Origin of the sequence: Pseudophaeobacter sp. EL27, from assembly GCF_900313025.1 — a bacterium.
Lineage (GTDB): Bacteria > Pseudomonadota > Alphaproteobacteria > Rhodobacterales > Rhodobacteraceae > Pseudophaeobacter.
The window spans coordinates 241,340-265,816 of record NZ_OMPQ01000015.1; the positions used below are offsets into that span (position 1 = coordinate 241,340).

Below are 24,477 nucleotides of genomic sequence, written 5' to 3' on the forward strand. Positions count from 1 at the left end.
CGCGAAACGACAATGGCAGGGTCTGGGGGGATCAAATGTCACGCTTCGACAGATATGTCCTGTCGCAATACCTGCTGTTTTTCAGCTTTTTTGCGCTAATTCTAGTGGCTGTCTTCTGGATCAACCGGGCAGTTGTGCTGTTTGACCGGCTCATCGGGGACGGTCAGACGGCGATTGTCTTTCTGGAATTCACCGCCCTCACCCTCCCCAATCTTATCCGTATGGTGCTGCCTGTGGCGGTATTTGCTTCGGCGGTCTGGGTGACCAATCGTCTGCAAAGCGAAAGCGAGCTGACGGTGTTACGTGCGACAGGGACCAGCCCCTGGCAGATGGCACGGCCGGCGCTCGTCTTTGGTCTGACCGCCGCGGTCATGATGTCTGCGCTCACTCATTTTCTGTTGCCAACTTCGATCAGTCAGCTGGCGCTGCGTGAACAGGAGGTTTCGCGCAATGTCACAGCCAAGCTACTCACCGAAGGGAATTTCCTGCACCCAGCCAAGGGTGTCACCTTTTACATCCGGAAAATTGACACCAATGGGACACTCAACGATGTCTTTCTGTCTGATCGCCGAGACCCCAAGCAAACCATGACCTACACAGGGGCGCAGGCCTTTCTTGTGCGCGACGGAGACAACACCCATCTGATCATGGTGAATGGCATGGCCCAACGCCTAGACCACCGAACCCAGCAGCTTTCGACCACCAATTTTTCTGATTTCTCTTATGACATCAGCTCCTTGGCTCACAAAAGTGCAACTCACAAGCGCAACATCCGGGCGATTCCTAGTTGGGAAATGCTGCAAAACCGGGAGGAGATCTCTCTTTCCGAAGGCTTTAGCCTAGGGGCTTTGGCTGAGGAATTCCATCTTCGCTTTGCCCGCGCTTTGATCTGTGTGGCAGTGGCGCTTATCGGCTTTTCTGCCCTCATGGTCGGATCACATTCGCGTTTTGGCGTTTGGCGTCAGGCCCTTATAGCCTTTTTGCTACTGATCATCGTCGAGGGTTTACGCGGGGTTGTCTCGGAACCGGTGCGAAGCAATCCAGATCTTTGGCCGTTGATTTACCTGCCTGCCCTGCTTGGCCTGGTGGTGGCGCTTGGATTGTTGCAGCTGGCCGCCCACCCCCTCCCTCCGCGCCGTCAGGTCTCACAGCCTGGTATTTTGGGTCTCAAAGGCGAAAATCAGGAGGCCGGATCATGAAACTTGACCTCTATTATGCCCGTAGGTTTTTGCAGTGGTTTGCTGTGATCTGTGGCGTGTTGATGACCCTGGTTATCCTCATCGACCTGAACGAACAGATCCGCCGCTTTGATGCCTTTGATGTCAGCGCTGGACAGATCATTGGATTGACTCTGCTCAATGCACCAGCAGCGCTTAACGAGTTTCTGCCATTGATTATGATCCTCACCACAATTGTTCTGTTTGTCGGTCTGGCCCGCAGCAGCGAGCTAGTGGTGACACGGGCAATCGGGCGCTCAGGCATTCGGGCGCTGGCTGCGCCGGTTCTGGTGGCGGGCCTGCTGGGGCTGCTGGCAGTGAGCACACTCAACCCGATTGTTGCCGCAACAACCAACCTGTCCAAGTCCCTGGCCGACACCTATCGCACCGGTGGCCCCTCTGCCCTCTCGCTATCCGGCGAAGGGCTATGGCTGCGTCAGGGCAGCGCCAACGGGCAGTCGGTAATCCATGCCACCTCTTACGGCGGTGGGCGCGATGATATTGTGCTCTACGGTGTCACGATACTCGCCTATGCGCCGGGTGGCGGACCAATCCGGCAGATCATCGCTGAATCGGCCCAGCTCGACGGTGATGAATGGCTGCTCCGCAAGGCCAAGGCCTGGCATATGACTGCCGGTCTCAACCCCGAAAGATCTGCTGCCACCCATGAGACCCTGCGGGTTCCGACCTCGCTCACGCAGGATCGCATCCGGGACAGGCTGGGGTCTGCGGATGGGATTTCGATCTATGATCTGCCAACCACCATTCGCGATCTTGCCGAGGCTGGTTTTGCCACAAAACGCTATCAAGTCTGGTATCAGGTCGAGCTGGCTCGCCCACTGTTCCTCATTGCGATGGTGCTGGTTGGCGCTGCCTTTACCATGCGCCACACAAGATTTGGCGGAACCGGTCTTGCGGTGCTGACGGCTGTGTTATTAGGCTTTGGACTGTACTTTGTACGAAATTTTGCGCAGATTCTGGGGGAGAATGGTCAAATCCCGGTGGCCCTGGCTGCCTGGGCACCACCTGTGGCCTCAATTCTGCTGACGATGGGACTGCTTTTACATGCTGAGGACGGATAATATGCGCCGCGCCCTGATGCTCTCGGTGGTCCTGCCCTGGCTGGCCATCGCCTCTCCAATCGGAGCGCAGCAAGCTGCCCCCGCTCCTGCAGCGGAGCAGCCTGCGATTCTTGTGGCTGATCAGATGCTTATCACCCCCGATCGCCAATTAATCGCAAAGGGTAATGTGGAAGCATTCCAAGGGGACGTGCGGCTGCAAGCCCAGCAGATTACCTTTGAAGAAGGCAGTGGCACCCTAAAGATCGAAGGGCCGATCCGCATTGATCAAGGCGGTGAGATCACCATTCTGGCCAATGCCGCTGAGCTGGATCGCAGCCTGCGTGACGGGCTTTTGACGGGCGCTCGTATGGTCTTTAAGCAGCAGTTGCAGCTGGCCTCCTTGCAAATGACCCGCGTGGGCGGTCGCTATACGCAGCTTTACAAGACCTCGGTAACCTCTTGCCATGTGTGTGAAGACGGCAAGCCGCCACTCTGGCAAATCCGGGCCGAGCGGGTCATCCATGACCAGGTAGAACAGCAGCTCTATTTTGAAAACGCCCAGGTCAGGGTTCTGGATGTACCGGTTTTTTACTTCCCGGCGATACGCCTGCCAGATCCAACCCTAAAGCGGACCAGCGGCTTTCTAGTGCCCTCGATCCGAACCACCTCGAACCTTGGAACCGGGGTCAAGATTCCCTATTTCTTCACCCTTGGGGACAGCCGCGACCTGACGCTTTCACCCTACATCTCCAGCGACACCCGGACGCTGGATGCCCGCTATCGGCAGGCCTTCCGGCGTGGCACCATTGAACTGGAAGGCGCCTTTACCCGCGACGATCTGCAACCGGATGAAGACCGTGGCTATTTCTTTGCCACCGGGCAGTTTGATCTTCCGCGGGATCTGCAGCTGGAATTTGACCTAAAAGCTGTATCGGATAATGCCTATATTGCGGATTATAGCCTGCCAGATCTCGACCGTCTGCGCTCGGAAGTCACCCTGACCAAGTCATCACGCGACAGTCTGCTGCGGGCTGCGCTGATCAACTTCAAAACCCTGCGGGACAGCGAAAGTCAGGACCTTATCCCCTCTACCATCGGTGAGATCTATTACCAAAAGCGCTACTTCCCGACCTCCATCGGCGGCGAAACCCGGTTGACCCTCGAGGCCCACGGCCACAATCGGACCTCCGATCTGGAGGGCAATCTAACCACCGCAAACGGGCGTGATCACGGGCGGGTCACTGCCGATCTGGATTGGCGTCGCAGCTGGCATCTGGCGCAGGGTGTGGAACTGGAATGGGAAGTCGGCACAGCCATTGACAGTTTTACCACCTATGACGATTCATACTATCCCGAGCATAGCTCACGCATCACCCCAAGGTCCGCGCTTACCCTGCGCTTGCCCATGGCCAAAACTGACGCCAGTGGTGCAACGCAGTTCTTTGAACCCATCGTACAATTGGGCTGGAGCAATGCAATCGGGGACAGCGTTGCCCAAGACGAAAGCAACTATGTCGAATTTGACCAGGGCAATCTGTTGTCTCTGTCTCGCTTCCCAGCATCTGATGCGCGCGAAGACGGGCTAAGCCTCGCCTATGGTTTCAATTGGGCCCGTTTCGCCAAAAGTGGCTGGCAGGCCCAAGCCACCCTGGCACAGGTGATCCGTCAGGATGCCGATAACCGCTTTTCCAAAAGCTCCGGCCTGGGAGGGACCACTTCGGACCTGCTTTTGGCTGGGCAGTTGAAATTCAACGATGGCATTGCTCTCACCGCGCGGGGCTTGCTCAACGATTCTCTGAACTTCTCCAAAGCAGAGGTACGCGGCGATTGGTACCGCGATGCGCTGGCTGTCTCCGGCAGCTATCTCTGGCTTGGCACCGACCCAAATGAGAACCGGACCACAGAAACCTCTGAGATCTGGTTTGATGGCTCATATGAGGTTTCCCCAGGTTGGAAAGCCAGCGCCAACCTGCGCTATGACATTTCAGATGCACGCGCAACGCGGGCAGGACTTGGCCTAGCCTTCAGCAACGAATGCGTGACGGTCGACCTTTCGGTAAACCGTCGTTATACCTCAACAACAAGCGTAGACCCCTCAACGGACTTTGGGTTTTCAATTTCCATGAACGGGTTCTCAATCAATAACGGCAGCAAACAGTACAGGCGATCATGCAGACAATCTTGACCCAGGCCTTCTCCGCTTCCTTGACCCGAAGCTTTTCCAGAACGGCGGCCGCTATCACTTTGGGCTTTGCGCTCTCTTTGACAGCAGCGCCACTGGCTGCGCAGGGGCTGTTTTCGCCCGCGGTGACTGTCGACAGCGCAGTCGTCACCAACTATGAGCTGCAACAACGCGCTCTCTTCATGGGAATCTTGCGCACGCCCGGGAATCCTGAGATCCAGGCACGCGAAGAGCTGATCAAGGACCGTCTCAAGCAGGCTGAACTGGACAGGGTCGGCATCTCACCAAGTGAGGAAGAAATTACCGCAGGCATGACTGAGCTTGCCGGACGCGCCAACCTGTCTCTCAACGAATTTGTGACAGTCCTCAAACAAAACGGCATTGAGCCCGAAACACTGCGTGACTTTACCAAGATTGGCATTGGCTGGCGTGAATACGTCGGCGGGCGGTTCCTGTCCCGGGCACGGCCAACGGAAGATGAAATCGACCGCGCAATGGGCCGGTCCGGATCCGGTGGTGTGCAGGTTTTGCTGTCTGAGCTGATTGTGCCAATTAACGAGCAGAATGCTCAGCAGGTTCAACAACTGACCGATCAGGTTGGGGAATTGACCAGTTTTGCTGCCTTTTCGTCTGCGGCGACGCAATACTCGGCGTCTGATAGCCGCAACAATGGAGGCCGTCTGCCCTGGATGAACCTGACCAAGCTGCCTCCGCAGCTACAACCGGTGGTCCTAGCGCTTGAAACCGGTGAGATCACCGAACCGCTGCCCCTGCAGGGCGCTGTGGCGATGTTCCAGATGCGCGGTGTGCGCGAAGTCACGGGCAGTCGCCAAAGGTACTCTGCGATTGAGTATGCCGCCTATTACATCCCCGGTGGTCGCAGCCCCGAGGCGTTGGCCGCAGGGCAGAAAGTGGCCGATAGTATCGACACCTGTGACGATCTCTATGGCGTTGCCAAAGATCAGGACCCTAGCGTTCTGGATCGTCTAAGCCTAGTGCCCGCGGAGATACCACAGGATATCGCGATCGAGCTGGCCAAGCTCGACGCCAATGAGACCTCTCTGACCCTGACCCGCAACGAAGGCCAGACGCTGATGTTGCTGATGCTCTGCGGCCGCACAGCAGAGCTGGGCGAGGGGCAATCACGTGAAACCGTGGCCAATGCCCTGTTGCAGCAGCGGCTGGAGTCCTTGTCCAACGGCTTCCTCGAACAGCTTCGGGCAGATGCCCTGATCATTGACAAATGATAACTCCCGGTCGCCCCCTGCCCCCCATCGCGCTCAGCTGTGGGGAACCCGCCGGGATTGGCCCCGAGATCACCGCCAAGGCCTGGCAGCTCTTGAAAGAGAGCTGCCCTTTTTTTTGGATCGGTGACCCGCGCCATCTGCCAGGTGACATTCCCCTGGCGGTGATCAACGCTCCCAAAGAGGCTCTGAAAGTATGTGCTCAGGCGCTTCCGGTGCTGCCCCTTGAGTTTGCAGGCTCAACGGTTAAAGGGCACGCCGACCCAAAAAATGCCCCCGGGGTTGTGCGCTCCATTGAACGCGGCGTGGAGCTGGTTCAGGCAGGCGCTGCCTCGGCTCTCTGCACTGTACCGATCCACAAAAAAGCGCTGATTGACGGGGCGCAGTTTGCCTTTCCCGGACATACCGAGTTTCTGGCCCATCTGGCGCGCCGCAGCCGCGTTGTCATGATGCTGGCCAGCCCTGCCCTGCGGGTGGTTCCCGCCACCATCCATATCGCGCTGCGCGACGTCCCGCACGTCCTGAACCCTGATTTGCTGCGCGAGGTGATTGCGATCACCGCTCAGGGGCTGCGCAGCCAGTTTGGCATTGCCCAGCCACGCATTGCGGTCGCCGGGCTGAATCCCCATGCCGGCGAGGGTGGCGCCATGGGACAGGAAGAGCTGTTGTGGATCAATGATCTGATCCGCGAACTGAATTCGGACAGCTTGACCCTCACCGGGCCACATCCAGCGGATACGCTGTTTCACGCCGCGGCCCGCGCCCGCTATGATGCAGCCATCTGCATGTATCACGATCAGGCGCTGATCCCGATCAAGACCTTGGATTTTGATCGCGGTGTCAATGTCACCCTGGGCCTGCCCTTTATCCGCACCTCACCGGATCATGGCACCGCCTTTGATATTGCAGGCACCGGAGTGGCAAACCCCTCCAGCCTGATAGAGGCGCTAAAACTGGCCCAGACCATGGCGCAGCGCAGCACTTCGCCCACTTGACGCACCCGAACTCACTGCCTATCCCAACCGCACCCTTTCTTTGACTGGCGCCCCGCAAGGTCGCGCGCCCTGGACATATAGACATGAGCGCCATCGACTCCCTGCCTCCCCTGCGCGAGGTCATCGACACCCATCAGCTGCTGGCCCGCAAATCACTGGGGCAGAATTTTCTGCTGGATCTCAACCTGACCTCCAAGATCGCCCGCCAGGCCGGGGATCTGAGCGAATGCGACGTGCTGGAAATTGGCCCCGGCCCCGGCGGGTTGACCCGTGGATTGCTAGCAGAAGGTGCGCGCCGGGTGCTGGCTGTCGAAAAAGACAGTCGCTGCATGCCGGCCCTGGCCGAGATTGCCGAGGCCTATCCCGGAAGGTTGGAGCTGATCAATGGCGATGCGCTGGATATTGATCCCCTGGCGCATCTCACCCCGCCGGTGCGTATTGCAGCCAACCTGCCCTATAATGTCGGCACCGAGCTGCTGGTGCGCTGGCTCACCCCCAAGGACTGGCCGCCCTTTTGGCAAAGCCTCACCCTGATGTTTCAGCGCGAGGTGGCGGAACGTATCGTTGCCCAGCCGGGCACCAAGGCCTATGGCCGTCTGGCCCTTTTGGCGCAGTGGCGCGCCGAGGCCCGTATCGTTTTGGCGCTGCCGCCCGAGGCCTTTAGCCCGCCCCCCAAGGTGCATAGCGCCGTTGTCCATCTGACCGCCCTCCAAGAACCCCGCTTTCCGGCGGATGCCGCCACCCTGTCGCGGGTGATTGCAGCCGGGTTCAACCAACGTCGCAAGATGCTGCGCGCCAGCCTCAAAGGTGTGGCGCCGGGAATTGAGGATCATTTGAAGGCAGCAGGCATTGCCCCAACAGAGCGTGCCGAACAGGTCAGCCTTGAGGAATTCTGCGCCCTTGCCCGCAGCATCAAGCCGCTGACCTAAGGCCCAGGGCTGGAAGCGCTTAACCAGAGAAACCTCCATGAAAAAACCCGGCCTCCATCGGAAGGCCGGGTTCTTAATCTTTGATCTCAAAGCCGATCTTTATTCAGCAGCTTCGGGCGCATCCTCAGCCTTTGGCTTGGGCTTGCGTGCCCGTGGCGCGCGTTTTGGCTTGGCTTCCTTGGCCGCTTCCGCAGTCGCTGGGGTCTCACCCTCGGCAGCACCTGCGTCACCCTCAGCTGCGGGCTTGGCTGCGGCAGGTTTACGGCTGCGCGGCTTGCGCGCTGCTGGCTTCTTGGCCGCAGCAGGCTCCTGGCCTTTGCTTTCCGGTGTTTCGACCAACCCGCTGTCCTGGGCATTGCCGCTTGCTGAATCGCGTGGATCAATCACCTCTGGCTGCGGCGCGCTGGCCGGATCCGGGTGAGGCACTGCCGGGTTTGCCGCTGCTTCGCCCTGGGCCTCAGTGTGGGCTGGGCCAGGCTGGGACTGCTGCGGCTGTGGTTGTGGCTGGTGGCGTGACTTCTGCTGAGCCGCCTGATTGGCGGTTGCTTCGCGTTCCTGACGCTCGAGCCGTTCTGCCCGCTCGCGGTCTCGATCAGCCTGACGCTCGCGGTTCTGGCGTTCCTGATCTTCACGCCGGGCATCAATTTCGCGCTGCGCTTCGTTCAGAAGACGTAGATAATGCTCGGCGTGCTGCTGAAAGTTTTCAGCTGCCACACGGTCATTGCTGAGCTGCGCATCCCGCGTCAGCTGGTTATACTTATCAATGATCTGTTGCGGCGTCCCGCGCACCTTGCCCTCTGGGCCGGAGCTGTCGAAGACGCGATTTACAACATTGACCCCATTGGGGCGGTTCCGGTTCGACTTGGAACGCGAACGTGATTTTGACGATCTCATATGCCTAACGTCAGCCTTAAATTACATGTGTCCTGGATCTAATTCAGCGCGTCATTGCGCCGGATGATCGACTATTTTGGGCTTGGTGTCGCTGGGAGGTAGAGCAACCTCACCGTTTTTGAGCGACATCTTGAGTAACCACTTTCTGTGCCATCAGACAAGGGGCGCCTTTGATTTTTCGCGAAGTTTCTTTCAAAAACGCAAATTTTCGCAACAAATAAGCGCTTCAGCCCTCGTTTCGGGCAAAAACCACGCGATCACGCCCGTCCAGGTCCGGCAGAATGGCAATATCACGCAACCCCGCCGCTTGCAGCATTGCAGCAACCTCCTGCCCCTGGGTTGGGCCAATTTCCAGACAGAGACGGCCACCTGGGGCTAGATGCTTCATCACCCCCGCTGCAAGCGCGCGATAGGCCGCCAGGCCATCACCACCATCAGTCAGGGCCAGATCAGGTTCATGCTGACGGACCTCAGGGGACAAGTCCGCCATCTCCTCTAGCGCGATGTAGGGCGGGTTTGAGACAATCAGATCGAAGGAGCCCGTTACATTGGAAAACCAATCCGATTGCTGAATATCAATGCGGGCCTCAACCCGGTGCAAAACGGCATTGGCACTGGCCTGCAGGCAGGCGGCCTCGCTGAGATCCACCCCCAGACCGGTGGCCTGCGGGACCTCTGCCAGAAGCGTCACCAGAATACAGCCCGACCCCAGCCCCAAATCCAGCACCCTTTCAAAAGGCTCGGCCAGAGCGACCTCGATCAGGGTTTCGGTTTCAGGTCGGGGATCCAGTACATCCTTTGAGACCTTGAAGCGGCGTCCATAGAATTCACGCTCCCCCAGAAGATGCGACACCGGCACCCGCACCGCCCGCAGAGCGATCAGCTGCTCATAGCGTTCGGCCACCTCGGGTTCGAGATCTTCCGGAGCGATCAGGGTAACACGGCTGGCCTCGATCCGGGCGGCATGGGCCAGCAGGATGCGCGCATCGCGCGCCGGAGCATCGACGCCAGCGGCCCGCAACCGGGCTACGGCAGCAGCCATGGCCTGCGCCGCAGTCTGAGTGCCCAGTGTGCTCATTGCCCCATTTCGGCCAAGAGCCGCGCCTGATTGTCAGCGGTGAGCGCATCGATGGTCTCGTCCAAATCCCCCTGCAGGATTTGATCAAGCTTATAGAGTGTCAGGTTGATCCGGTGATCGGACATGCGGCCCTGTGGGAAATTATAGGTGCGGATCCGCTCTGAGCGATCCCCCGACCCCACCTGGCTGGCACGATCCGCAGAGCGTTCCCCGTCGATACGCTGGCGTTCCAGGTCATAAAGCCGCGCCCGCAAAACCTGCATGGCAATCTCACGGTTGCGGTGCTGCGATTTCTCGGCGCTGACCACCATGACCCCGGTGGGAATATGGGTGATGCGCACGGCGGAATCCGTGGTGTTGACGTGCTGGCCACCCGCACCAGAGGCGCGCATGGTATCAATGCGAATCTCGCCGGGATCGATCTGCACATCCACTTCCTGCGCTTCCGGCAGCACCGCCACCGTGGCTGCCGAGGTGTGAATACGTCCGCTGCTTTCGGTCACCGGCACACGTTGAACCCGGTGCACGCCGCTCTCGTATTTCATCCGGGCAAAGACATTTTCACCTTTGATATGGGCTACAACCTCTTTGATGCCGCCCAGCTCGGTGGCCTGTTCTTCGATGATCTCAAACTTCCAGCCCCGCGCCTCGGCGTAGCGCTGATACATGCGCAGCAAGTCACCTGCAAACAGGGCCGCCTCATCGCCGCCGGTACCGGGGCGAATTTCCAGCATCGCCGGACGGGCATCCGCGGCATCTTTGGGCAACAACGCCAGTTGCAGCGCCTCCTCCGCCCCTGGCAAAGCCACCTTCAGCGCTGGAATCTCTTCCTCCGCCAGCTCCTTCATATCCGGGTCTGCCAGCATCGCCTCGGCATCTTCCAGATCGGTGAGCAGCTGCCGATAGGCGGTGATTTGCTCTGCCACGGGTTTGATCTCGGAGTATTCACGCGCCAGATCAGCGATTTCAGCCCCACTGACCCCTTCCGCCATTGCGGCTTCAAGATACTGGAACCGTTGCAGGATCTGCTCTAGCCGCTCTTCGGGGATCATCCGCGCCTCATCTTCATTTTGGGGTGTCATCCTGCCACTTTGGCAGTGTGTTGCTTCTGTGATATGCTAGCTCCATGCAACATGCCAGAGCCCTTATCACATTCGCACTGATCCTCGCAGCCGGCCCTTCTTTGGGGGATGTCATTGGCCCGGGTGGCAAGGTGATCGATTGCTACTGCACCGACAAAACCGGTTCACGGGTTGATCTCGGCGAAATTCGCTGTCTGGATGTGGACGGGCGTCAGTTCTTGGCCCAGTGCCAAATGTCCCTCAACGTGCCGATGTGGCGCGAGGTGCAGGCCAATTGCCTCTCTGCGGATCTGGGGGAACCCAGCACTGCCTCCTATTCCGTTGCACTGGCCCAACTGCCTGATCTCTAAAGGATTGAACCAACTAGACGCAGCCTCCCAATGGGGTGCGGACAGGTGCCGGAATTCTGCGGTGCTAATCCTGCGCCTTGGGCATCAGTGACAACCAGTTATCAATACGCGCCTTGTTGACGCCAAGGTCGGAGCGACCAAACCGCAGCCGGGCATAGACCTTGAGCAGATCGCCGTCCTGACGTGCGGTGGTATAATCGGGAAAACCAATGACTTTTGTGCGCGTCACATAGGTTGCCATGCCCTCTTCGACAGATCCCGCCAGCAGTTTGGTCCGTGGCGCGGCACTGGCAATCCGATCAAAGTTCTGCAACCCGTCGGGGCCGGAGCGCACCACCTTGAAGACACCGCCACGAAACTCTTTATCCTCTGACAGTTCCGGTTGAGTATTCCAGTCAAAAGGATCAACCGGCGCCAATCTGATAACGCCGACAATCACCACCACTGCCGCCAGCACGACCCAAATCAGCATCATTATCTTCCCCATACTGCTCTTGCCTCCTACCGCGCCTCCAGCCCCCATGAGGGGGTTACTAAGTAGGAGCTTAACGTGACTTCACGCCTGGAAGAACGCACATCAGCTCATAAAGCAAATTAGCCGCAGTTAGCGCAGTATTGCCAGAGGTGTCGTAGGGCGGCGAAACCTCCACCAGGTCACAGCCAACAATATTCAGCCCCTTCAGAGAGCGGATCAGCTCGAGGGCCTGCGGCGTGGTCAACCCGCCGATCTCCGGCGTGCCGGTACCGGGCGCATAGGCCGGGTCCAGGCTGTCGATATCATAGGTGACATAAACTGGGCGCGTGCCAATATCGCGGCGGATTTCAGCGCCCATATTGTGCAGCTGCCGCCCCCATAGTTCCTGTGCAGGGAACTGCTGAAAGCCCCAGCCCTGGGCCTCTGTGAAGTCATCGGCGCCATAACCAGTGCCACGAATGCCAATCTGATAGGTCTTGTCTGCGACGATCAGACCTTCCTCATAGGCACGGCGAAACACGGTGCCATGGGTTTCACGCTCACCAAACATATCGTCGTTCACATCGGCATGGGCGTCCACATGCACCAATGCGACGGGTCCGTATTTGGCGGCAATGGCCCGCAGGATGGGCAGTGTGATCGAATGATCTCCTCCCATGGCCATGGGAATCACATTGCCTCCCAGGATCGCCTGATAGCTTTCCTCGATGATGCGCAGTGATTCCTTCAGAGAGAAGGTATTGATCGCCAGATCACCGATATCGCCTGCATTCAAACTGTCAAAAGGGGCCGCCCCGGTGGCCATGTTATAGGGGCGCAGCATGGCGCTTTCCGAGCGGATCTGTTTGGGGCCAAAACGGGTGCCGGAGCGCCAGGAGGTTCCGATATCCATCGGCACCCCCAAAAAGGCCACATCCAACCCCTCGAGTGAAGTTGCCTGCGGCAGGCGCATAAAGGTGTTTGGCCCGGAAAACCGGGCCAGATCATTGCCACTAATCGGTTGATTGAAGTCAGCCATTTTCTCTCATATTCCAGCCCAGAAGGCAGATAATTTCCGTTGCCACATGGGCCCCGGCAATTGCGGTAACCCCAGTGGTATCAAAAGGAGGGGAAACCTCCACCACATCGCCGCCCTTGATATTGATACCTGCGATCTCGCGCAAGATGCGTGAGGCCTGTGCTGAGGTCAGCCCGCCCCAAACCGGCGTGCCGGTGCCCGGTGCATAGGCGGGGTCCAGACCATCGATGTCAAAGCTGAGATAGGTTGGCCGATCCCTCAGGATCTCTTTGATCCGGCGGGCCGTTTCCACCGGGCCAATTTCATGCACCGTGGCCGCATCGATGATATTGACCCCCAGCGTGTCTTCATTGGTGGTGCGAATGCCCACCTGCACCGAGGTCTTTGGGTCCACGATGCCGGATTTCACCGCTTTGTAGAACATGGTACCATGGTCAATGCGGTCCATATTGTCGTCCGGCCAGGTGTCCGTATGGGCGTCAAACTGCAACAGAGAAATCGGCCCAAATTTTTCGGCATAGGCCTTGAGGATCGGAAAACTGATGTAGTGATCCCCACCCAAAACCACCGAGGCCGTGTCCTGGGCAAGAATTCCGCGAATATGATCTGTCAGGGCCGCTGGAAACTCCGGCACATTGGCATGATCAAAAGCGAGGTCGCCATAATCGGCAATCGCCAGGGTGCTCAGCGGCTTATGTGGCCAGCCATAGGGCTCATCCGGGCTTTGCAGGGTGGAGGCTTCACGGATCGCCCGCGGTCCCAGCCGTGTTCCGGGACGGTTGGTCACCGCCTGATCGAAAGGAACACCAGTCACGGCGATATCCACACCGGTCAGGTCCTTGGTGTATTTACGCCGCAAAAACGAGGTCGCCCCGCCAAAGGTGATCTCGAAGCTTAGCCCCTTCAGATCTTCGCGGGTAAAAGCTTCGTCGATTGCGTGTTTTGCATCCTCAAGTGCCATGGTGGGTCCCCCTGTTCATACCTCTGCGCCAGGCGAAGATCTTCGCCTTCAGACCTGATGTCAGAGTAATTTGATCAAATTATGAGGTAGCGATACCCGGTTTAAGCCCTCCTGTCACCTCTTCTCACACCAAAGGCTGAGCACGCTCCACCAAACGGGCAAAGAAAGAGGCACCAATAGGCGCGATCTCATCGTTGAAATTGTATTTCGGGTGGTGCAGCCCAGCCCCCTCGCCCTGCCCCAGGAAAAGGTAAGCACCGGGTCGCGCGTTCAGCATATAAGAGAAATCCTCAGCGCCCATTTCGCGCCCGCCGTCGGCTTCGACATTCTCCGGACCCGAGACCTCGCCTGCAACCTCAACTGCAAAACCGGCCTTTTCTGCGTCATTGATGGTTGCCGGGTAGCCGATCTCATAGTCCAGCTCAGCAGTGACGCCATAGCTCGCAGCCTGACCTGCAACGATCTCTTCCATACGGCGCATCACCATGGCCTGCACCTCAGGGTTAAAGGTTCGAACAGTGCCATTGATATAGGCAGTATCCGGAATCACATTATCCACGGTGCCAGTATGGATCTGTGTGACCGAGACCACCAGATCCTCAAGCGTGTGATGGTTGCGGCTTATGATTGTCTGGATTGCCTGGGCAATGCCACAGGCCGCCATCACCGGGTCTTTGGTCTCATGCGGCATCGCGCCGTGGCCGCCGACCCCTTGAATATGAATGTGAAAGGTATCCACCGCCGCCATCAGCGCGCCGGGAGAGGTCAAAAAGGCACCGACAGGCAACCCCGGCGCATTGTGCAACGCATAGACTTCGCCGATGTTGAATTTCCCCATAATGCCCTCTTCCACCATGATCCGGGCACCGCCAATTGCCTCCTCGGCGGGTTGAAAAATCAGTGCCACCCGACCTGAGAAGTTACGCGTCTCCGCCAGATATTTGGCCGCCCCCAACAACATGGTTGTATGGCCATCATGGCCGCAGGCATGCATCTTGCCGGCGTGCTGCGAGGCATATTCGACACCGGTTTCTTCTGGAATCGGTAACGCATCCATATCGGCGCGCAGGCCAATGGTAGGGCCCTGCCCGGCATCATTGCCCTGTCCATTGATGATTGCCACCATACCAGAGGTGGCAATGCCTTCGTGCAGCTCATCCACCCCGATCTCGCGCAGACGCTCCGCCACATAGGCCGCAGTCTTGGGCAGATCCAATGCAAGTTCAGGGATTTGATGCAGATGCTGACGCCAGGTCTTCATTTCAGGGGCAAAATCAGCAATGCGGTTTACGACAGCCATGGGGTGGACTCCTGAAGCAGGTTAGGGATTGATGCATCTGACACAGGAACAAGAGAGGCTGCAATGCCCGATACATCCCCACCACCGCCTTTTGACATGGACCTGATCCAAAACGAAAACGCTGGAATTGAACGACTTCTTACAATCATGCAGGCGCTGCGCGATCCCACCCGCGGTTGCCCCTGGGATCTGGAGCAGGATTTTGCCACCATTGCCCCCTACACCATCGAGGAAGCCTATGAAGTTGCCGACGCCATCGAGCGGCAGGCCTGGGATGAGCTGAAGGGGGAGCTGGGGGATTTGCTGTTCCAGTCGGTTTTTCACGCCCAAATGGCGACCGAGGCCGGGCATTTCACCTTTCAGGATGTGGTCACCACCATGTCCAACAAGATGGTCTCTCGCCACCCTCATGTCTTTGGCAGCGAGACCCGCAACAAAAGCGCCGACCAGCAAACCGCCGACTGGGAAGCCATCAAGGCCTCCGAACGGGCAGGCAAACAGGAAACCGGCACTCTGGACGGTGTCGCAGTTGGTTTGCCAGCCCTGTTGCGGGCCTACAAACTGCAAAAACGCGCCGCCCGCGTTGGGTTTGACTGGCCGCAAATCGATCAGGTCATCGCCAAGATCGCAGAGGAAAGCGCCGAATTGGCAGAGGCCCGCGCCGAGCTGACCCAGGTCGAGGTCGAAGAGGAATTTGGCGACCTGATGTTTGTCATGGCCAATCTGGGCCGCCACCTCGGGGTCGAGCCCGAAGCCGCCCTGCGCCGCGCCAACGCCAAATTCATTCGCCGCTTTGAAGGTGTCGAGGCAAAACTCGCGCAACGGGGCAAAAGCCCTGAGGACAGCGACTTGGCTGAAATGGATGCGCTATGGGATGCAGTTAAGGCTGACGAACGGAAAACGGACTGACCCCAGCATCATCTTTCCATAAATATTCAAAATCTCCGCCCACCACTAACACGCAGCTGGACATTTTTTCTCTCCGCTGCAACCCTCACCTTTTGCCACAGGACCATCCCATGACCGCCCGCAAAGTTATTATCGACACCGACCCGGGTCAGGACGATGCCGTTGCGCTGCTGCTTGCCCTGGCCAGCCCGACAGAGATCGAGGTTCTGGGCATCACCTGCGTTGCGGGCAATGTGCCGCTGTCGCTGACCCAAAGAAATGCCCGCATCATCTGCGAGGTGGCCGGGCACCCCGATGTGGCGGTCTTTGCCGGGCGCGATGCACCGCTCTCCCGCCCTCTGGTCACCGCCGAAGAGGTGCATGGCAAGACCGGCCTCGATGGCCCTGACCTGTTTGAACCCAGAATGCCGCTGCAGGCACAGAACGGCGTGGATTTCATTATCGAAACCCTGCGCCGCGAACCTGCGGGCAGCGTCACCCTCTGCCCCTTGGGACCGCTCAGCAATATTGCTGCAGCCTTTCAGGCTGCGCCAGAAATCGTTGACCGGGTGCAAGAGATCGTCTTGATGGGCGGCGCCTATTTCGAGGTTGGCAATGTCACCCCAGCGGCTGAGTTTAACATCTACGTTGACCCGGAAGCCGCTGACATCGTGCTGAAATCCGGCGTGCAGATCACCATGATGCCGCTGGATGTCACTCATAAGGCCTTGACCACCCGCCCTCGTATCGAGGCCCTGCGCAACCAGGGCAATCGTGCCGGTGCATTCACCGCCGAAATGCTCGATTTTTTTGAGCGCTTTGATATGGAGAAATACGGCTCCGATGGTGGCCCGCTGCATGACCCCTGCGTCATCGCCTATCTGATCCAGCCAGATCTGTTTACCGGCCGAAAGATCAACGTCGAGATTGAGACCCAGTCCCACCTGACCCTTGGCATGACCGTTGCTGATTGGTGGGGCGTTACCAACCGCCCTGCCAATGCGCTCTTCATCGGTGACCTGGATGCGGATGGCTTTTTTGATCTGATCACCGAGAGGCTGGGCCGGTTATGAGTGCCGCGCTGCATCTGGCCCGACCTGAGCATCTGGAAAAGCTGCTCACCATGGTGGAGGCCTTCCATGCGGAGGCAGGCCTGAAGACCAGCCCTGAACAGCGTCGCGCCGGGATTGAGCCCCTGCTGGAGGGTATCCCCTATGGAGCCGTCTACATCATCGGCCCCACCCGCGCGCCCATCGGTTATATCGTAGTGACCTTTGGCTGGTCGGTGGAATTTGGCGGCATGGATGGTTTTGTTGACGAGATCTACATCCGCCCGCCGGTGCGCGGACGCGGCCTCGCCACTGAAGTGCTGATCGAGCTGCCCAAGACCCTGGCCCAGGCCGGAATCAAGGCGCTTCACCTGGAGGTGGACCGCGACAATGCGCAGGCCCAGAGACTGTACCAGCGCACCAGGTTCCAGCCACGCGACAGATACATGCTGATGACCAAACTCCTGTAACTGCATGGAATTCCGCCTATTCAAAGCAATTGACGCAGCCGCGGCCCAGTGAGTAAAAACCCTTCTCGCTGATAAAATTGCAAGCTACGCTGCCATTGAGGCTGATTTGGTGCGCCAACTTCAAGCCGCTTCCAGCCACGCGCACGGCCCAGGTCCCGCGCCGCAAGCAGAAGTTTCTGTGCCACACCCTTTGATCGCTGGTCCGGCACGACATAGAGCTCGGTAATTTCACCAAAGAGCCCCCCGGCATAGATAGCCGCACATTGATTGAGCATCATGAGCCCCAGTGGCTGGTCGCCCTCATAGGACAGCAATCCCACCACCTCTTCTCGGGCCAGCAGGTCAGCAGTAATCTCTAGCAGATCATTTGGATCATAGCGCTCCCCACCCGAGAGTTCCTCCAAGAGCGCAGCCACAAAACCTGCGACCAATCGACAATCAGCTGTCTCAGCAGTGATGATTTCCATACCGACCTCCGGAATATGATCAAATTTCAGAACGAACGATACAGTGCTTTAGACCAGAGGCAAGCCTGCCAGTTTCAGATACCCTTCCTAGATATGGGGCCGGGCAAAGGTCACAAAAAAGGGGCAGCTCAAAGAGCTGCCCCTGTTCACCCTGTCTGAAGCGCCAGCTTCAGCCATTATTGCTTAGCCCTTGAGGATCGAACGGCCAGCATATTCAGCCACTTCGCCCAGCACTTCTTCGATACGGATCAGCTGGTTGTATTTCGCCAACCGGTCCGAGCGCGCCAGCGAGCCGGTTTTGATCTGGCCGCAGTTGGTAGCCACGGCGAGATCAGCAATGGTGGCATCCTCGGTCTCGCCCGAGCGGTGCGACATCACGTTGGTGAAACCAGCACGATGGGCCATATCCACGGCTTTCAGGGTCTCGGTCAGGGTGCCGATCTGGTTTACTTTGACCAGCATCGAGTTGGCACTGCCGCGCTGAATGCCTTCGGCCAGACGGGCGGGGTTGGTGACAAAGAGATCATCGCCAACCAGCTGCACCTTGTCACCAATGGCATCTGTCAGGGCTTTCCAGCCATCCCAATCATCTTCGCCCATGCCGTCCTCGATCGAGATGATCGGGTAGTCATTCACCAGCGCTGCCAGATAGTCGACGTTCTCGGCGGAGGACAGAACCTTGCCCTCACCGGACAGGACATATTTGCCATCCTTGTAATACTCAGTCGCAGCGCAATCCAGCGCCAGGTAGATTTCCTCACCGGGGCGGTAGCCAGCTTTCTCGATCGATTTCAGAACAAAATCGAGTGCTTCACGGGTGGAGGCAATGTTTGGTGCAAAGCCACCCTCATCACCGATACCAGTGGACAGACCTGCTGCCGAGAGCTCTTTCTTTAGAGTGTGGAACACTTCCGCGCCCATACGCACGGCCTCGCGGATGTTATCCGCAGCCACCGGCATGATCATGAATTCCTGAATATCGATGGGGTTGTCGGCATGCTCGCCCCCGTTGATGATATTCATCATCGGCACCGGCAGCATGCGGGCAGAGGTGCCGCCAACATAGCGGAACAGCGGCTGGGTGGTGAAATCCGCAGCGGCCTTGGCCACGGCCATGGAAACACCCAAAATTGCATTGGCGCCAAGACGCGCCTTGTTCGGCGTGCCGTCCAGCTCGATCATGGCGCCATCAACGGCAACCTGCTCGGTGGCGTCAAAACCAACCAGCTCTTCAGCGATCTCACCATTGACGGCCGCCACGGCTTCCAGCACGCCTTTGCCAAGGTAACGGTCCTTGTCGCCATCGCGACGCTCGACGGCCTCATGGGCACCGGTGGAGGCCCCGGAGGGCACTGCGGCGCGGCCCATTGTGCCATCTTCCAGGATCACATCGACCTCAACCGTGGGATTGCCCCGGCTGTCGAGGATTTCGCGGGCGTGAATGTCGATAATTGTGCTCATTTGGACGGTCCTTGACTGCAACAAAAGATGCCTGCGTCATAGCAGCCAAGGGACAAATGTAAACAGTGATCGTTATCGCTAACAGTACTTATTTCACAAGGTTAGGGCTAACATATCGCTGTTTGCGCCAACGGTATCGTTGCCGGTTTTGGCGCGCCTGTGCCTGCCCCTTTGTCAGGAGGAGGAAACCGCGGCCTGCCCGGGTGCAGAACTGGCGCGCAACTGGCGCGCTTCAGCCCGCGCTATGCGCCGTTCCCGTACAAAAGTATACAGCCCCGAAGCAATGATCAGCGCCGCCCCCCCCAGGGTCATCGCATCAGGGCGTTCACCAAAGACCAGCACACCAATCAGAATGGAGAACAGCAACCTGCTGTAGCGAAACGGAGTGATCGCCGAGGCGTCACCAATGCGCGTGGCGGTGACAATGGCGTAGTAGCCAGCAACGCCAAAGACGATACCGCCCAGCATCATCGCACCCTGACGTGTATCTACCCCGGATGGCTGCACCCCAGTCATCAAGAGCAACACCCCTCCGGCGACGATCAGGGAGGCAAAGGCCTGAAAACTGACCACCGCAGAGGAGACAGAGCTGTCAACCAAACGGGTCAGCAGATCCCGCGCGGCAATGGCCAGAACCGCAAAAAGCACCAGAATCACCGAAGGGTCAAACCCTTCCAGCCCGGGGCGCACAATCATCAAAACCCCGACAAAGCCGACGCAGATGGCGCTCCAGCGCCGCCAGCCGACCTGCTCGCCCAGAAACAGCGCCGCCCCCATGGTGATCACCAGTGGCAGCGCCTGAAACACCGCCGCAACGGTCGAGATATCGACCAGCGACAGTGCGGTTGCAAAGGCCATGGCGCCAACCGCCTCGGAGAGGGTGCGCAGGATCGCGGCGCCGCGCCAGGCCCCAGGCGCAAAAAGATTATCGCCACGGTACAAAGCCACCGCAGCAAACACGGCACCAGAGCCCGCGCCAAGCATGATCAGGATCTGACCAACCGGGATTTCCCCCGACAGGCGCTTGATAAACATATCTTCCAGAGTGAAGGCGGCCATGGCCGCGATGATGAAGAGAATTCCGTTTAGATTGTTCACGCCTGGCCCTCCGGAGAAATGCGTGCTGCCCAGGATCCAGAACCTGACTTGACCCACTGCAGCTGCCTCAGTGGATGGGGATCAAAGGAACACCTTGCAAGCATATTTGCGACACGGACCACAACAGTTTGTGAGCAATCTGTTCACAATAGTTGATAGGTTAAAGGCCGGCGTAAGCTAAGTGCTTTGGCGTGTGGCTATTTCAGCCCTGCTCGGAGATCACGTTCTTTTTCAACGGAACCCCATAAAGCTCCAGCTTATGCCCTTTGAGCTGATATCCCAGCTTGGCCGCGATCTTTTCCTGCAGGGCTTCGATTTCAGGGTCACAAAACTCGATCACTTCGCCTGTGTTGATATCAATCAGGTGATCATGGTGATCACGGTCGGCATCCTCGTAGCGGGCGCGCCCATCGCCAAATTCCAGCCGATCCAGGATCCCGGCTTCCTCGAACAGCTTGACGGTGCGATAGACCGTGGCAAGCGAAATCCCGGCGTCCAGCGCACTGGCACGGGCATAAAGCTCCTCGACATCCGGGTGGTCTGCACTCTCCTGCAAGGCACGGGCAATCATCCGGCGCTGGCCGGTCATCCGCAGGCCTTTGGCCTCACATCGAGCGATAATCGTCATCACGTTTTGCTTTCGTCCACTGTCTGGGGTCTCTGTTTAGCCAATCAACGCGCCGACGAAAACCAAAATTCGATCCGAACTCGTCATTGACTTTATCCACAGAACCGCCCATGTGGGCGGCAGGTATCCTTCCCTGCCGCGTGAGCAGAGACAGGCCGGACGCGCAACACATGCGCGACAGACCCGCTGTCTAGTGAAGTGCCAAGGTTCCCAAAATCACGCGTGGGGCACTCGCAAATCCCAGCGGACTGGCAGTCGCCAGCCTCCGTTTGAGGGTTTTGCCCCACCCAAAGCCAGCGCAGCCTGCGACTGGCGCACTCGGGTCGTGCAACATGCACTGAGCCGTGAAAGGACGATACGTGACTGAATTTTCGACAATGGGCCTGCCCGATCTGGTTCTGGCCCGTCTGGCCGATATGGGTCTGAAGGATCCAACCCCGATCCAGGCCCGCGCCATCCCCCATGCTTTGAACGGCGAAGACGTGCTGGGCCTGGCCCAGACCGGCACCGGCAAAACCGCGGCCTTTGGTGTGCCGCTGATTTCGCGCATGCTGGACTATGGCCGCAAACCCGCCGCCCATACCGTGCGCGGTCTGGTGCTGGCCCCCACCCGCGAGCTGGCCAACCAGATTGCCGCCACCCTGAAAGACCTGACCGAAGGCACCCCGATGAAGATCGGCCTGGTGGTTGGCGGCGTCTCCATCAACCCGCAGATCCAGCGAATTTCTCGCGGCACTGACATCCTGGTGGCCACCCCAGGCCGTCTGCTCGACATTCTGGACCGCAAGGCGCTGGATCTTGGCTCCTGCGACTTCCTGGTGCTGGATGAGGCCGACCAGATGCTGGACCTGGGCTTCATCCATGCCCTGCGCAAGATCTCATCGCTGCTGCCCGAAGAGCGCCAGACCATGCTGTTCTCGGCCACCATGCCAAAACAGATGAATGAGATCGCCAATTCCTATCTCAACCGGCCCGTTCGCATCGAAGTCACCCCTCCGGGCAAGCCTGCCGCCAAGGTGACCCAATCGGTGCATTTCATTGCCAAGGCCGAAAAGCTGAGCCTGTTGAAGGAATTGCTGACCGAGCACAAGGACGAGCGGACACTGGTCTTTGGCCGTACCAAACACGGTATGGAAAAACTGATGAAGGTGCTGGAGAAATCCGGTTTTGCCGCTGCGGCCATTCACGGCAACAAGAGCCAGGGCCAGCGCGAGCGTGCGCTGGCGGCCTTTAAATCCGGTCAGATCAAGGTCCTGGTGGCAACAGATGTTGCGGCCCGTGGGTTGGACATCCCGGACGTTAAATACGTTTACAACTACGAGCTGCCCAATGTGCCTGATGCCTATGTGCACCGGATTGGCCGGACTGCCCGTGCCGGCAAGGACGGCCAGGCCGTCGCCTTTTGCGCGCCAGATGAGATGGAAGAGCTGAAAGCGATCCAAAAAGTGATGAAAATCACCATTCCAACGGCCTCCGGCAGCCCCTGGGAGCCCATTCCCGGCGCCAGCCCCTCTCGCGGTGGTCGCCCCGGCGGCAAGCCGGGTGGCAAACCCGGTGGCAATCGTCGCCGGGGCGGCGGTGGCGCCCGCAGTGGTGGCAAACCCGGCGGACCTGGCAGCAGATCCGATGGTGGCAGCGGAAACAACCGACGCCGCCAAGCACGTTAAGGTCCGTCAGCCTCGTATATAAAGCTCTAAACGAGTACTCAAAGCGCGTTTTGCAATTCACGGCGCCCTGTTCCTACAGGGCGCCGTTTTTGTCAGCAAAGCCCAGCAGCAAGATAACGACGCTCCCCGTTTAAGCTATGTGATCTTTTGGGCACCAAATGCTCCCGCCCACTCCAATTGCATCAAGATGCAACAGGAGCAGTTTGGGGGTGGCGCCGTGCCTCTGGCACGGCGCCACCCCCAACGGGAGAAGAGCTTTGCAAAAGCGCTACGACGGGCGGGAGTTCTCCTCTTACTGATCGCGATTGTTCACCGAGGCGTTCAGGCTGGTGTTAGGCCGATACCCCATTCCTCTGCATCCCTGCACCCAAAACCACAAAGCGTCCCAGACTAGATGCGGGCCAGGCTTGCTGAATTTCAGCTGAATCCAGCAAGAGATTGAAGAAAAATAACTTTGCCGCCCTTCAGACTTTCCAAAGGATCAGGATCTTGGCCGCGCAACACTCAGCAGTGTCTCTCAATCAAGTGCCACAGAAGGTTGCCCTAACAACTTCATCAACCTCAGGCGGTCGTCGCAGGTCCTCAGCGCCCGCCTGTTCTGCAAAAGGATCCTGATAAACAGCGCTCAGACGTTCAAACAGGGTGAAGTCTCCGGCTACCGCAGCGGCAATCATTTCCTCAATCCGGTGATTGCGAGGGATATAGACCGGGTTGCTGGCTCGCATCAGCGCTTCTGCGTTCTGCTCACTTGCCCGCCGCCGCATCCAGCGGGCCTGCCAGGGCTCAAACGCCTTGGGATCTTGGAATTGATCCGTAGCATTCCCCTCAGCCAAGGCGCGGAAGGTATTGGTGAAATCCGCATTCTCGTCAGCCATCAGCTGCAACAGATCGGAAATCAGCTCCAGATCCCCTGAGGCCAGGGTTTCAAGACCAATTTTACGCCGGAACAAACGCAGCCACTCAACCTCAATCAATGAAGGCATAGCATGAATAATGGCTGTGGCCTCTTCCACCGCCTCTTGTGGGTTATCCAACTGCTGGATCAGAGCGGTGGCAAGTTGAGCAAGATTCCAGACCACAATGCCGGGCTGGTTCGCATAGGCATAGCGCCCCATCCGGTCAATCGAAGAGAACACCTGCTCAGCCCGGTAATGATCCATAAAGGCACACGGGCCATAGTCGATCGTCTCGCCGGAAATACTGCAGTTGTCGGTGTTCATCACCCCGTGAATAAAGCCCACCGACATCCAGGCCGCAATCAGCCGCGCCTGGGCATCCCGCACAGCCCGCAACAACCCCAATGGCCCCTGCGCCTGCGGGTAATGGCGTTTGATCGCATAGGCCGTGAGCTTCTTTAGCGCCTCGGTCTCACCACGCGCTGCAAAATACTGAAAGCTTCCTACCCGCAAGTGACTGGAGGCAACCCGGGTTAATACCGCCCCCGGCAGACCGCCCTCGCGCCAGACCGTCTCCCCCGTTGATACGGCAGCCAAGGCCCGCGTTGTGGGAATGCCCAAGGCATGCATCGCCTCCGAGACCACATATTCACGCAGAACCGGACCCAACCAGGCCCGGCCGTCTCCCTGTCGAGAATATTGCGTAGGCCCCGCGCCTTTGAGCTGGATATCGTATCGCCTGCTATCTGTGCCCAATACTTCGCCTAGCAGGATGGCGCGACCATCACCCAACTGGGGATTGAAATTGCCAAATTGATGCCCGGCATAGGCCTGCGCCAAAGGTGCAGCCCCTTCAGGTATCTGGTTTCCTGCAAAGACCTGCGCCATCTCCAAAACATCGCCACCCGCAACCTGCAACAGCTCAGCCAGGGTTTGATTAAAGGCAATCAACTGCGGAGATGCCACCAAGGCAGGGGACTGATTGGTATAGAAGCCGGAGCCCAACCGGGCATATGTATTGTCAAAGGGGATGTGCAAAACCATGGCCTCAAGATATGTCTCAGATA

The 24,477-nt window shown here is 58.5% G+C and carries 23 protein-coding genes; 11 read left to right on the plus strand and 12 right to left on the minus strand.

Translation table 11 applies throughout. The features are described 5' to 3' along the window. Positions 1-35 precede the first annotated feature (35 nt). The 6 genes from lptF (at position 36) to rsmA (ending at position 7,628) form a co-directional block, all read left to right on the plus strand. On the plus strand, positions 36-1,199 hold the full coding sequence (gene lptF / locus ED661_RS19570; protein WP_122076271.1) for an LPS export ABC transporter permease LptF: 1,164 nt from the start codon (positions 36-38) through the stop codon (positions 1,197-1,199). After that, the gene (lptG, locus tag ED661_RS19575; RefSeq protein WP_122076273.1) at positions 1,196-2,299 is read left to right on the plus strand and encodes an LPS export ABC transporter permease LptG; all 1,104 of its coding nucleotides are present in this window, start codon (positions 1,196-1,198) and stop codon (positions 2,297-2,299) included. The genes lptF and lptG overlap by 4 nt, the downstream gene beginning before the upstream one ends. A gap of 1 nt (position 2,300) precedes the next feature. Then, positions 2,301-4,463, plus strand: a complete 2,163-nt coding sequence (locus tag ED661_RS19580) for an LPS-assembly protein LptD (protein ID WP_122076275.1) — start codon at positions 2,301-2,303, stop codon at positions 4,461-4,463. Beyond that, positions 4,448-5,707 carry a peptidylprolyl isomerase gene (locus ED661_RS19585; protein ID WP_122076277.1) on the plus strand — a complete coding sequence of 420 codons (1,260 nt, stop codon included), beginning with the start codon at positions 4,448-4,450 and terminating at the stop codon, positions 5,705-5,707. The genes ED661_RS19580 and ED661_RS19585 overlap by 16 nt, the downstream gene beginning before the upstream one ends. Beyond that, the gene (gene pdxA / locus ED661_RS19590) at positions 5,704-6,699 is read left to right on the plus strand and encodes a 4-hydroxythreonine-4-phosphate dehydrogenase PdxA (RefSeq protein WP_122076279.1); all 996 of its coding nucleotides are present in this window, start codon (positions 5,704-5,706) and stop codon (positions 6,697-6,699) included. Before ED661_RS19585 ends, pdxA begins: the two co-directional genes overlap by 4 nt. Positions 6,700-6,782: 83 nt before the next feature. After that, the gene (gene rsmA / locus ED661_RS19595; RefSeq protein ID WP_122076281.1) at positions 6,783-7,628 is read left to right on the plus strand and encodes a 16S rRNA (adenine(1518)-N(6)/adenine(1519)-N(6))-dimethyltransferase RsmA; all 846 of its coding nucleotides are present in this window, start codon (positions 6,783-6,785) and stop codon (positions 7,626-7,628) included. A gap of 99 nt (positions 7,629-7,727) precedes the next feature. Here rsmA and ED661_RS19600 read toward each other — a convergent pair whose 3' ends face one another. The 3 genes from ED661_RS19600 to prfA all read right to left on the minus strand — a co-directional run bounded on the left by ED661_RS19600 (position 7,728) and on the right by prfA (position 10,652). Next, a complete protein-coding gene (locus ED661_RS19600; protein WP_122076283.1) occupies positions 7,728-8,522 on the minus strand; it encodes a DUF4167 domain-containing protein in 795 nt (264 codons plus the stop codon). Between the two features lie 226 nt (positions 8,523-8,748). After that, positions 8,749-9,600: a peptide chain release factor N(5)-glutamine methyltransferase gene (prmC, locus tag ED661_RS19605; protein ID WP_122076285.1), complete on the minus strand. Its 852-nt coding sequence runs from the start codon at positions 9,598-9,600 to the stop codon at positions 8,749-8,751. Next, positions 9,597-10,652 carry a peptide chain release factor 1 gene (prfA, locus tag ED661_RS19610; protein ID WP_122077081.1) on the minus strand — a complete coding sequence of 352 codons (1,056 nt, stop codon included), beginning with the start codon at positions 10,650-10,652 and terminating at the stop codon, positions 9,597-9,599. The genes prmC and prfA overlap by 4 nt, the downstream gene beginning before the upstream one ends. 74 nt (positions 10,653-10,726) lie before the next feature. Here prfA and ED661_RS19615 point away from each other — a divergent pair, with 74 nt between their 5' ends. Then, on the plus strand, positions 10,727-11,032 hold the full coding sequence (locus ED661_RS19615) for a hypothetical protein (RefSeq protein WP_122076287.1): 306 nt from the start codon (positions 10,727-10,729) through the stop codon (positions 11,030-11,032). Positions 11,033-11,096: 64 nt separating this feature from the next. Here ED661_RS19615 and ED661_RS19620 read toward each other — a convergent pair whose 3' ends face one another. The 4 genes from ED661_RS19620 to ED661_RS19635 form a co-directional block, all read right to left on the minus strand. Next, the gene (locus ED661_RS19620; protein ID WP_122076289.1) at positions 11,097-11,519 is read right to left on the minus strand and encodes a DUF1499 domain-containing protein; all 423 of its coding nucleotides are present in this window, start codon (positions 11,517-11,519) and stop codon (positions 11,097-11,099) included. A 58-nt stretch (positions 11,520-11,577) separates the two neighbouring features. Beyond that, entirely contained in the window at positions 11,578-12,525 is a 948-nt protein-coding gene (gene speB, locus ED661_RS19625; RefSeq protein ID WP_122076291.1) for an agmatinase, read from the minus strand. Beyond that, a complete protein-coding gene (gene speB, locus ED661_RS19630) occupies positions 12,518-13,486 on the minus strand; it encodes an agmatinase (protein WP_122076293.1) in 969 nt (322 codons plus the stop codon). The genes speB (ED661_RS19625) and speB (ED661_RS19630) overlap by 8 nt, the downstream gene beginning before the upstream one ends. A 124-nt stretch (positions 13,487-13,610) precedes the next feature. After that, positions 13,611-14,786 (minus strand): M20 aminoacylase family protein, encoded by a 1,176-nt coding sequence (locus tag ED661_RS19635; protein ID WP_122076295.1) that lies wholly within the window; start codon positions 14,784-14,786, stop codon positions 13,611-13,613. 63 nt (positions 14,787-14,849) lie between these two features. Here ED661_RS19635 and mazG point away from each other — a divergent pair, with 63 nt between their 5' ends. The 3 genes from mazG to ED661_RS19650 all read left to right on the plus strand — a co-directional run bounded on the left by mazG (position 14,850) and on the right by ED661_RS19650 (position 17,193). Further along, positions 14,850-15,695 (plus strand): nucleoside triphosphate pyrophosphohydrolase, encoded by an 846-nt coding sequence (mazG, locus tag ED661_RS19640; protein WP_122076297.1) that lies wholly within the window; start codon positions 14,850-14,852, stop codon positions 15,693-15,695. A gap of 110 nt (positions 15,696-15,805) precedes the next feature. Next, positions 15,806-16,747 (plus strand): nucleoside hydrolase, encoded by a 942-nt coding sequence (locus ED661_RS19645; protein ID WP_122076299.1) that lies wholly within the window; start codon positions 15,806-15,808, stop codon positions 16,745-16,747. Further along, positions 16,744-17,193: an N-acetyltransferase gene (locus ED661_RS19650; protein ID WP_122076301.1), complete on the plus strand. Its 450-nt coding sequence runs from the start codon at positions 16,744-16,746 to the stop codon at positions 17,191-17,193. Before ED661_RS19645 ends, ED661_RS19650 begins: the two co-directional genes overlap by 4 nt. A 20-nt stretch (positions 17,194-17,213) precedes the next feature. On the opposite strand, the gene ED661_RS19655 is transcribed toward ED661_RS19650, so the two are convergent. From ED661_RS19655 to ED661_RS19670, 4 genes are all read right to left on the minus strand, one after another. Further along, a complete protein-coding gene (locus tag ED661_RS19655; protein ID WP_122076303.1) occupies positions 17,214-17,660 on the minus strand; it encodes a GNAT family N-acetyltransferase in 447 nt (148 codons plus the stop codon). Positions 17,661-17,843: 183 nt separating this feature from the next. Continuing rightward, the gene (gene eno, locus ED661_RS19660; RefSeq protein WP_122076305.1) at positions 17,844-19,121 is read right to left on the minus strand and encodes a phosphopyruvate hydratase; all 1,278 of its coding nucleotides are present in this window, start codon (positions 19,119-19,121) and stop codon (positions 17,844-17,846) included. 174 nt (positions 19,122-19,295) lie between these two features. Then, positions 19,296-20,219: a DMT family transporter gene (locus tag ED661_RS19665; protein WP_122076307.1), complete on the minus strand. Its 924-nt coding sequence runs from the start codon at positions 20,217-20,219 to the stop codon at positions 19,296-19,298. A gap of 202 nt (positions 20,220-20,421) precedes the next feature. Further along, positions 20,422-20,847 (minus strand): Fur family transcriptional regulator, encoded by a 426-nt coding sequence (locus ED661_RS19670; protein WP_122076309.1) that lies wholly within the window; start codon positions 20,845-20,847, stop codon positions 20,422-20,424. A gap of 359 nt (positions 20,848-21,206) precedes the next feature. On the opposite strand from ED661_RS19670, the gene ED661_RS19675 reads away from it, so the two are divergent. Further along, complete coding sequence (locus ED661_RS19675) at positions 21,207-22,514, plus strand: DEAD/DEAH box helicase (RefSeq protein ID WP_122076311.1); 1,308 nt, start codon at positions 21,207-21,209, stop codon at positions 22,512-22,514. Positions 22,515-23,035: 521 nt separating this feature from the next. Here the strand turns inward: ED661_RS19675 and ED661_RS19680 are convergent. Next, positions 23,036-24,454 carry a YdiU family protein gene (locus tag ED661_RS19680; protein ID WP_122076313.1) on the minus strand — a complete coding sequence of 473 codons (1,419 nt, stop codon included), beginning with the start codon at positions 24,452-24,454 and terminating at the stop codon, positions 23,036-23,038. Positions 24,455-24,477 lie beyond the last annotated feature (23 nt).

Coding starts and splice junctions, on each gene's coding strand:
- lptF (WP_122076271.1), top strand. CDS start 36: ATGTCACGCTTCGACAGATATGTCCTGTCGCAATACCTGCTGTTTTTC.
- lptG (WP_122076273.1), top strand. CDS start 1,196: ATGAAACTTGACCTCTATTATGCCCGTAGGTTTTTGCAGTGGTTTGCT.
- ED661_RS19580 (WP_122076275.1), top strand. CDS start 2,301: ATGCGCCGCGCCCTGATGCTCTCGGTGGTCCTGCCCTGGCTGGCCATC.
- ED661_RS19585 (WP_122076277.1), top strand. CDS start 4,448: ATGCAGACAATCTTGACCCAGGCCTTCTCCGCTTCCTTGACCCGAAGC.
- pdxA (WP_122076279.1), top strand. CDS start 5,704: ATGATAACTCCCGGTCGCCCCCTGCCCCCCATCGCGCTCAGCTGTGGG.
- rsmA (WP_122076281.1), top strand. CDS start 6,783: ATGAGCGCCATCGACTCCCTGCCTCCCCTGCGCGAGGTCATCGACACC.
- ED661_RS19600 (WP_122076283.1), bottom strand. CDS start 8,522: ATGAGATCGTCAAAATCACGTTCGCGTTCCAAGTCGAACCGGAACCGC.
- prmC (WP_122076285.1), bottom strand. CDS start 9,600: ATGAGCACACTGGGCACTCAGACTGCGGCGCAGGCCATGGCTGCTGCC.
- prfA (WP_122077081.1), bottom strand. CDS start 10,652: ATGATCCCCGAAGAGCGGCTAGAGCAGATCCTGCAACGGTTCCAGTAT.
- ED661_RS19615 (WP_122076287.1), top strand. CDS start 10,727: ATGCAACATGCCAGAGCCCTTATCACATTCGCACTGATCCTCGCAGCC.
- ED661_RS19620 (WP_122076289.1), bottom strand. CDS start 11,519: ATGGGGAAGATAATGATGCTGATTTGGGTCGTGCTGGCGGCAGTGGTG.
- speB (WP_122076291.1), bottom strand. CDS start 12,525: ATGGCTGACTTCAATCAACCGATTAGTGGCAATGATCTGGCCCGGTTT.
- speB (WP_122076293.1), bottom strand. CDS start 13,486: ATGGCACTTGAGGATGCAAAACACGCAATCGACGAAGCTTTTACCCGC.
- ED661_RS19635 (WP_122076295.1), bottom strand. CDS start 14,786: ATGGCTGTCGTAAACCGCATTGCTGATTTTGCCCCTGAAATGAAGACC.
- mazG (WP_122076297.1), top strand. CDS start 14,850: ATGCCCGATACATCCCCACCACCGCCTTTTGACATGGACCTGATCCAA.
- ED661_RS19645 (WP_122076299.1), top strand. CDS start 15,806: ATGACCGCCCGCAAAGTTATTATCGACACCGACCCGGGTCAGGACGAT.
- ED661_RS19650 (WP_122076301.1), top strand. CDS start 16,744: ATGAGTGCCGCGCTGCATCTGGCCCGACCTGAGCATCTGGAAAAGCTG.
- ED661_RS19655 (WP_122076303.1), bottom strand. CDS start 17,660: ATGGAAATCATCACTGCTGAGACAGCTGATTGTCGATTGGTCGCAGGT.
- eno (WP_122076305.1), bottom strand. CDS start 19,121: ATGAGCACAATTATCGACATTCACGCCCGCGAAATCCTCGACAGCCGG.
- ED661_RS19670 (WP_122076309.1), bottom strand. CDS start 20,847: ATGACGATTATCGCTCGATGTGAGGCCAAAGGCCTGCGGATGACCGGC.
- ED661_RS19680 (WP_122076313.1), bottom strand. CDS start 24,454: ATGGTTTTGCACATCCCCTTTGACAATACATATGCCCGGTTGGGCTCC.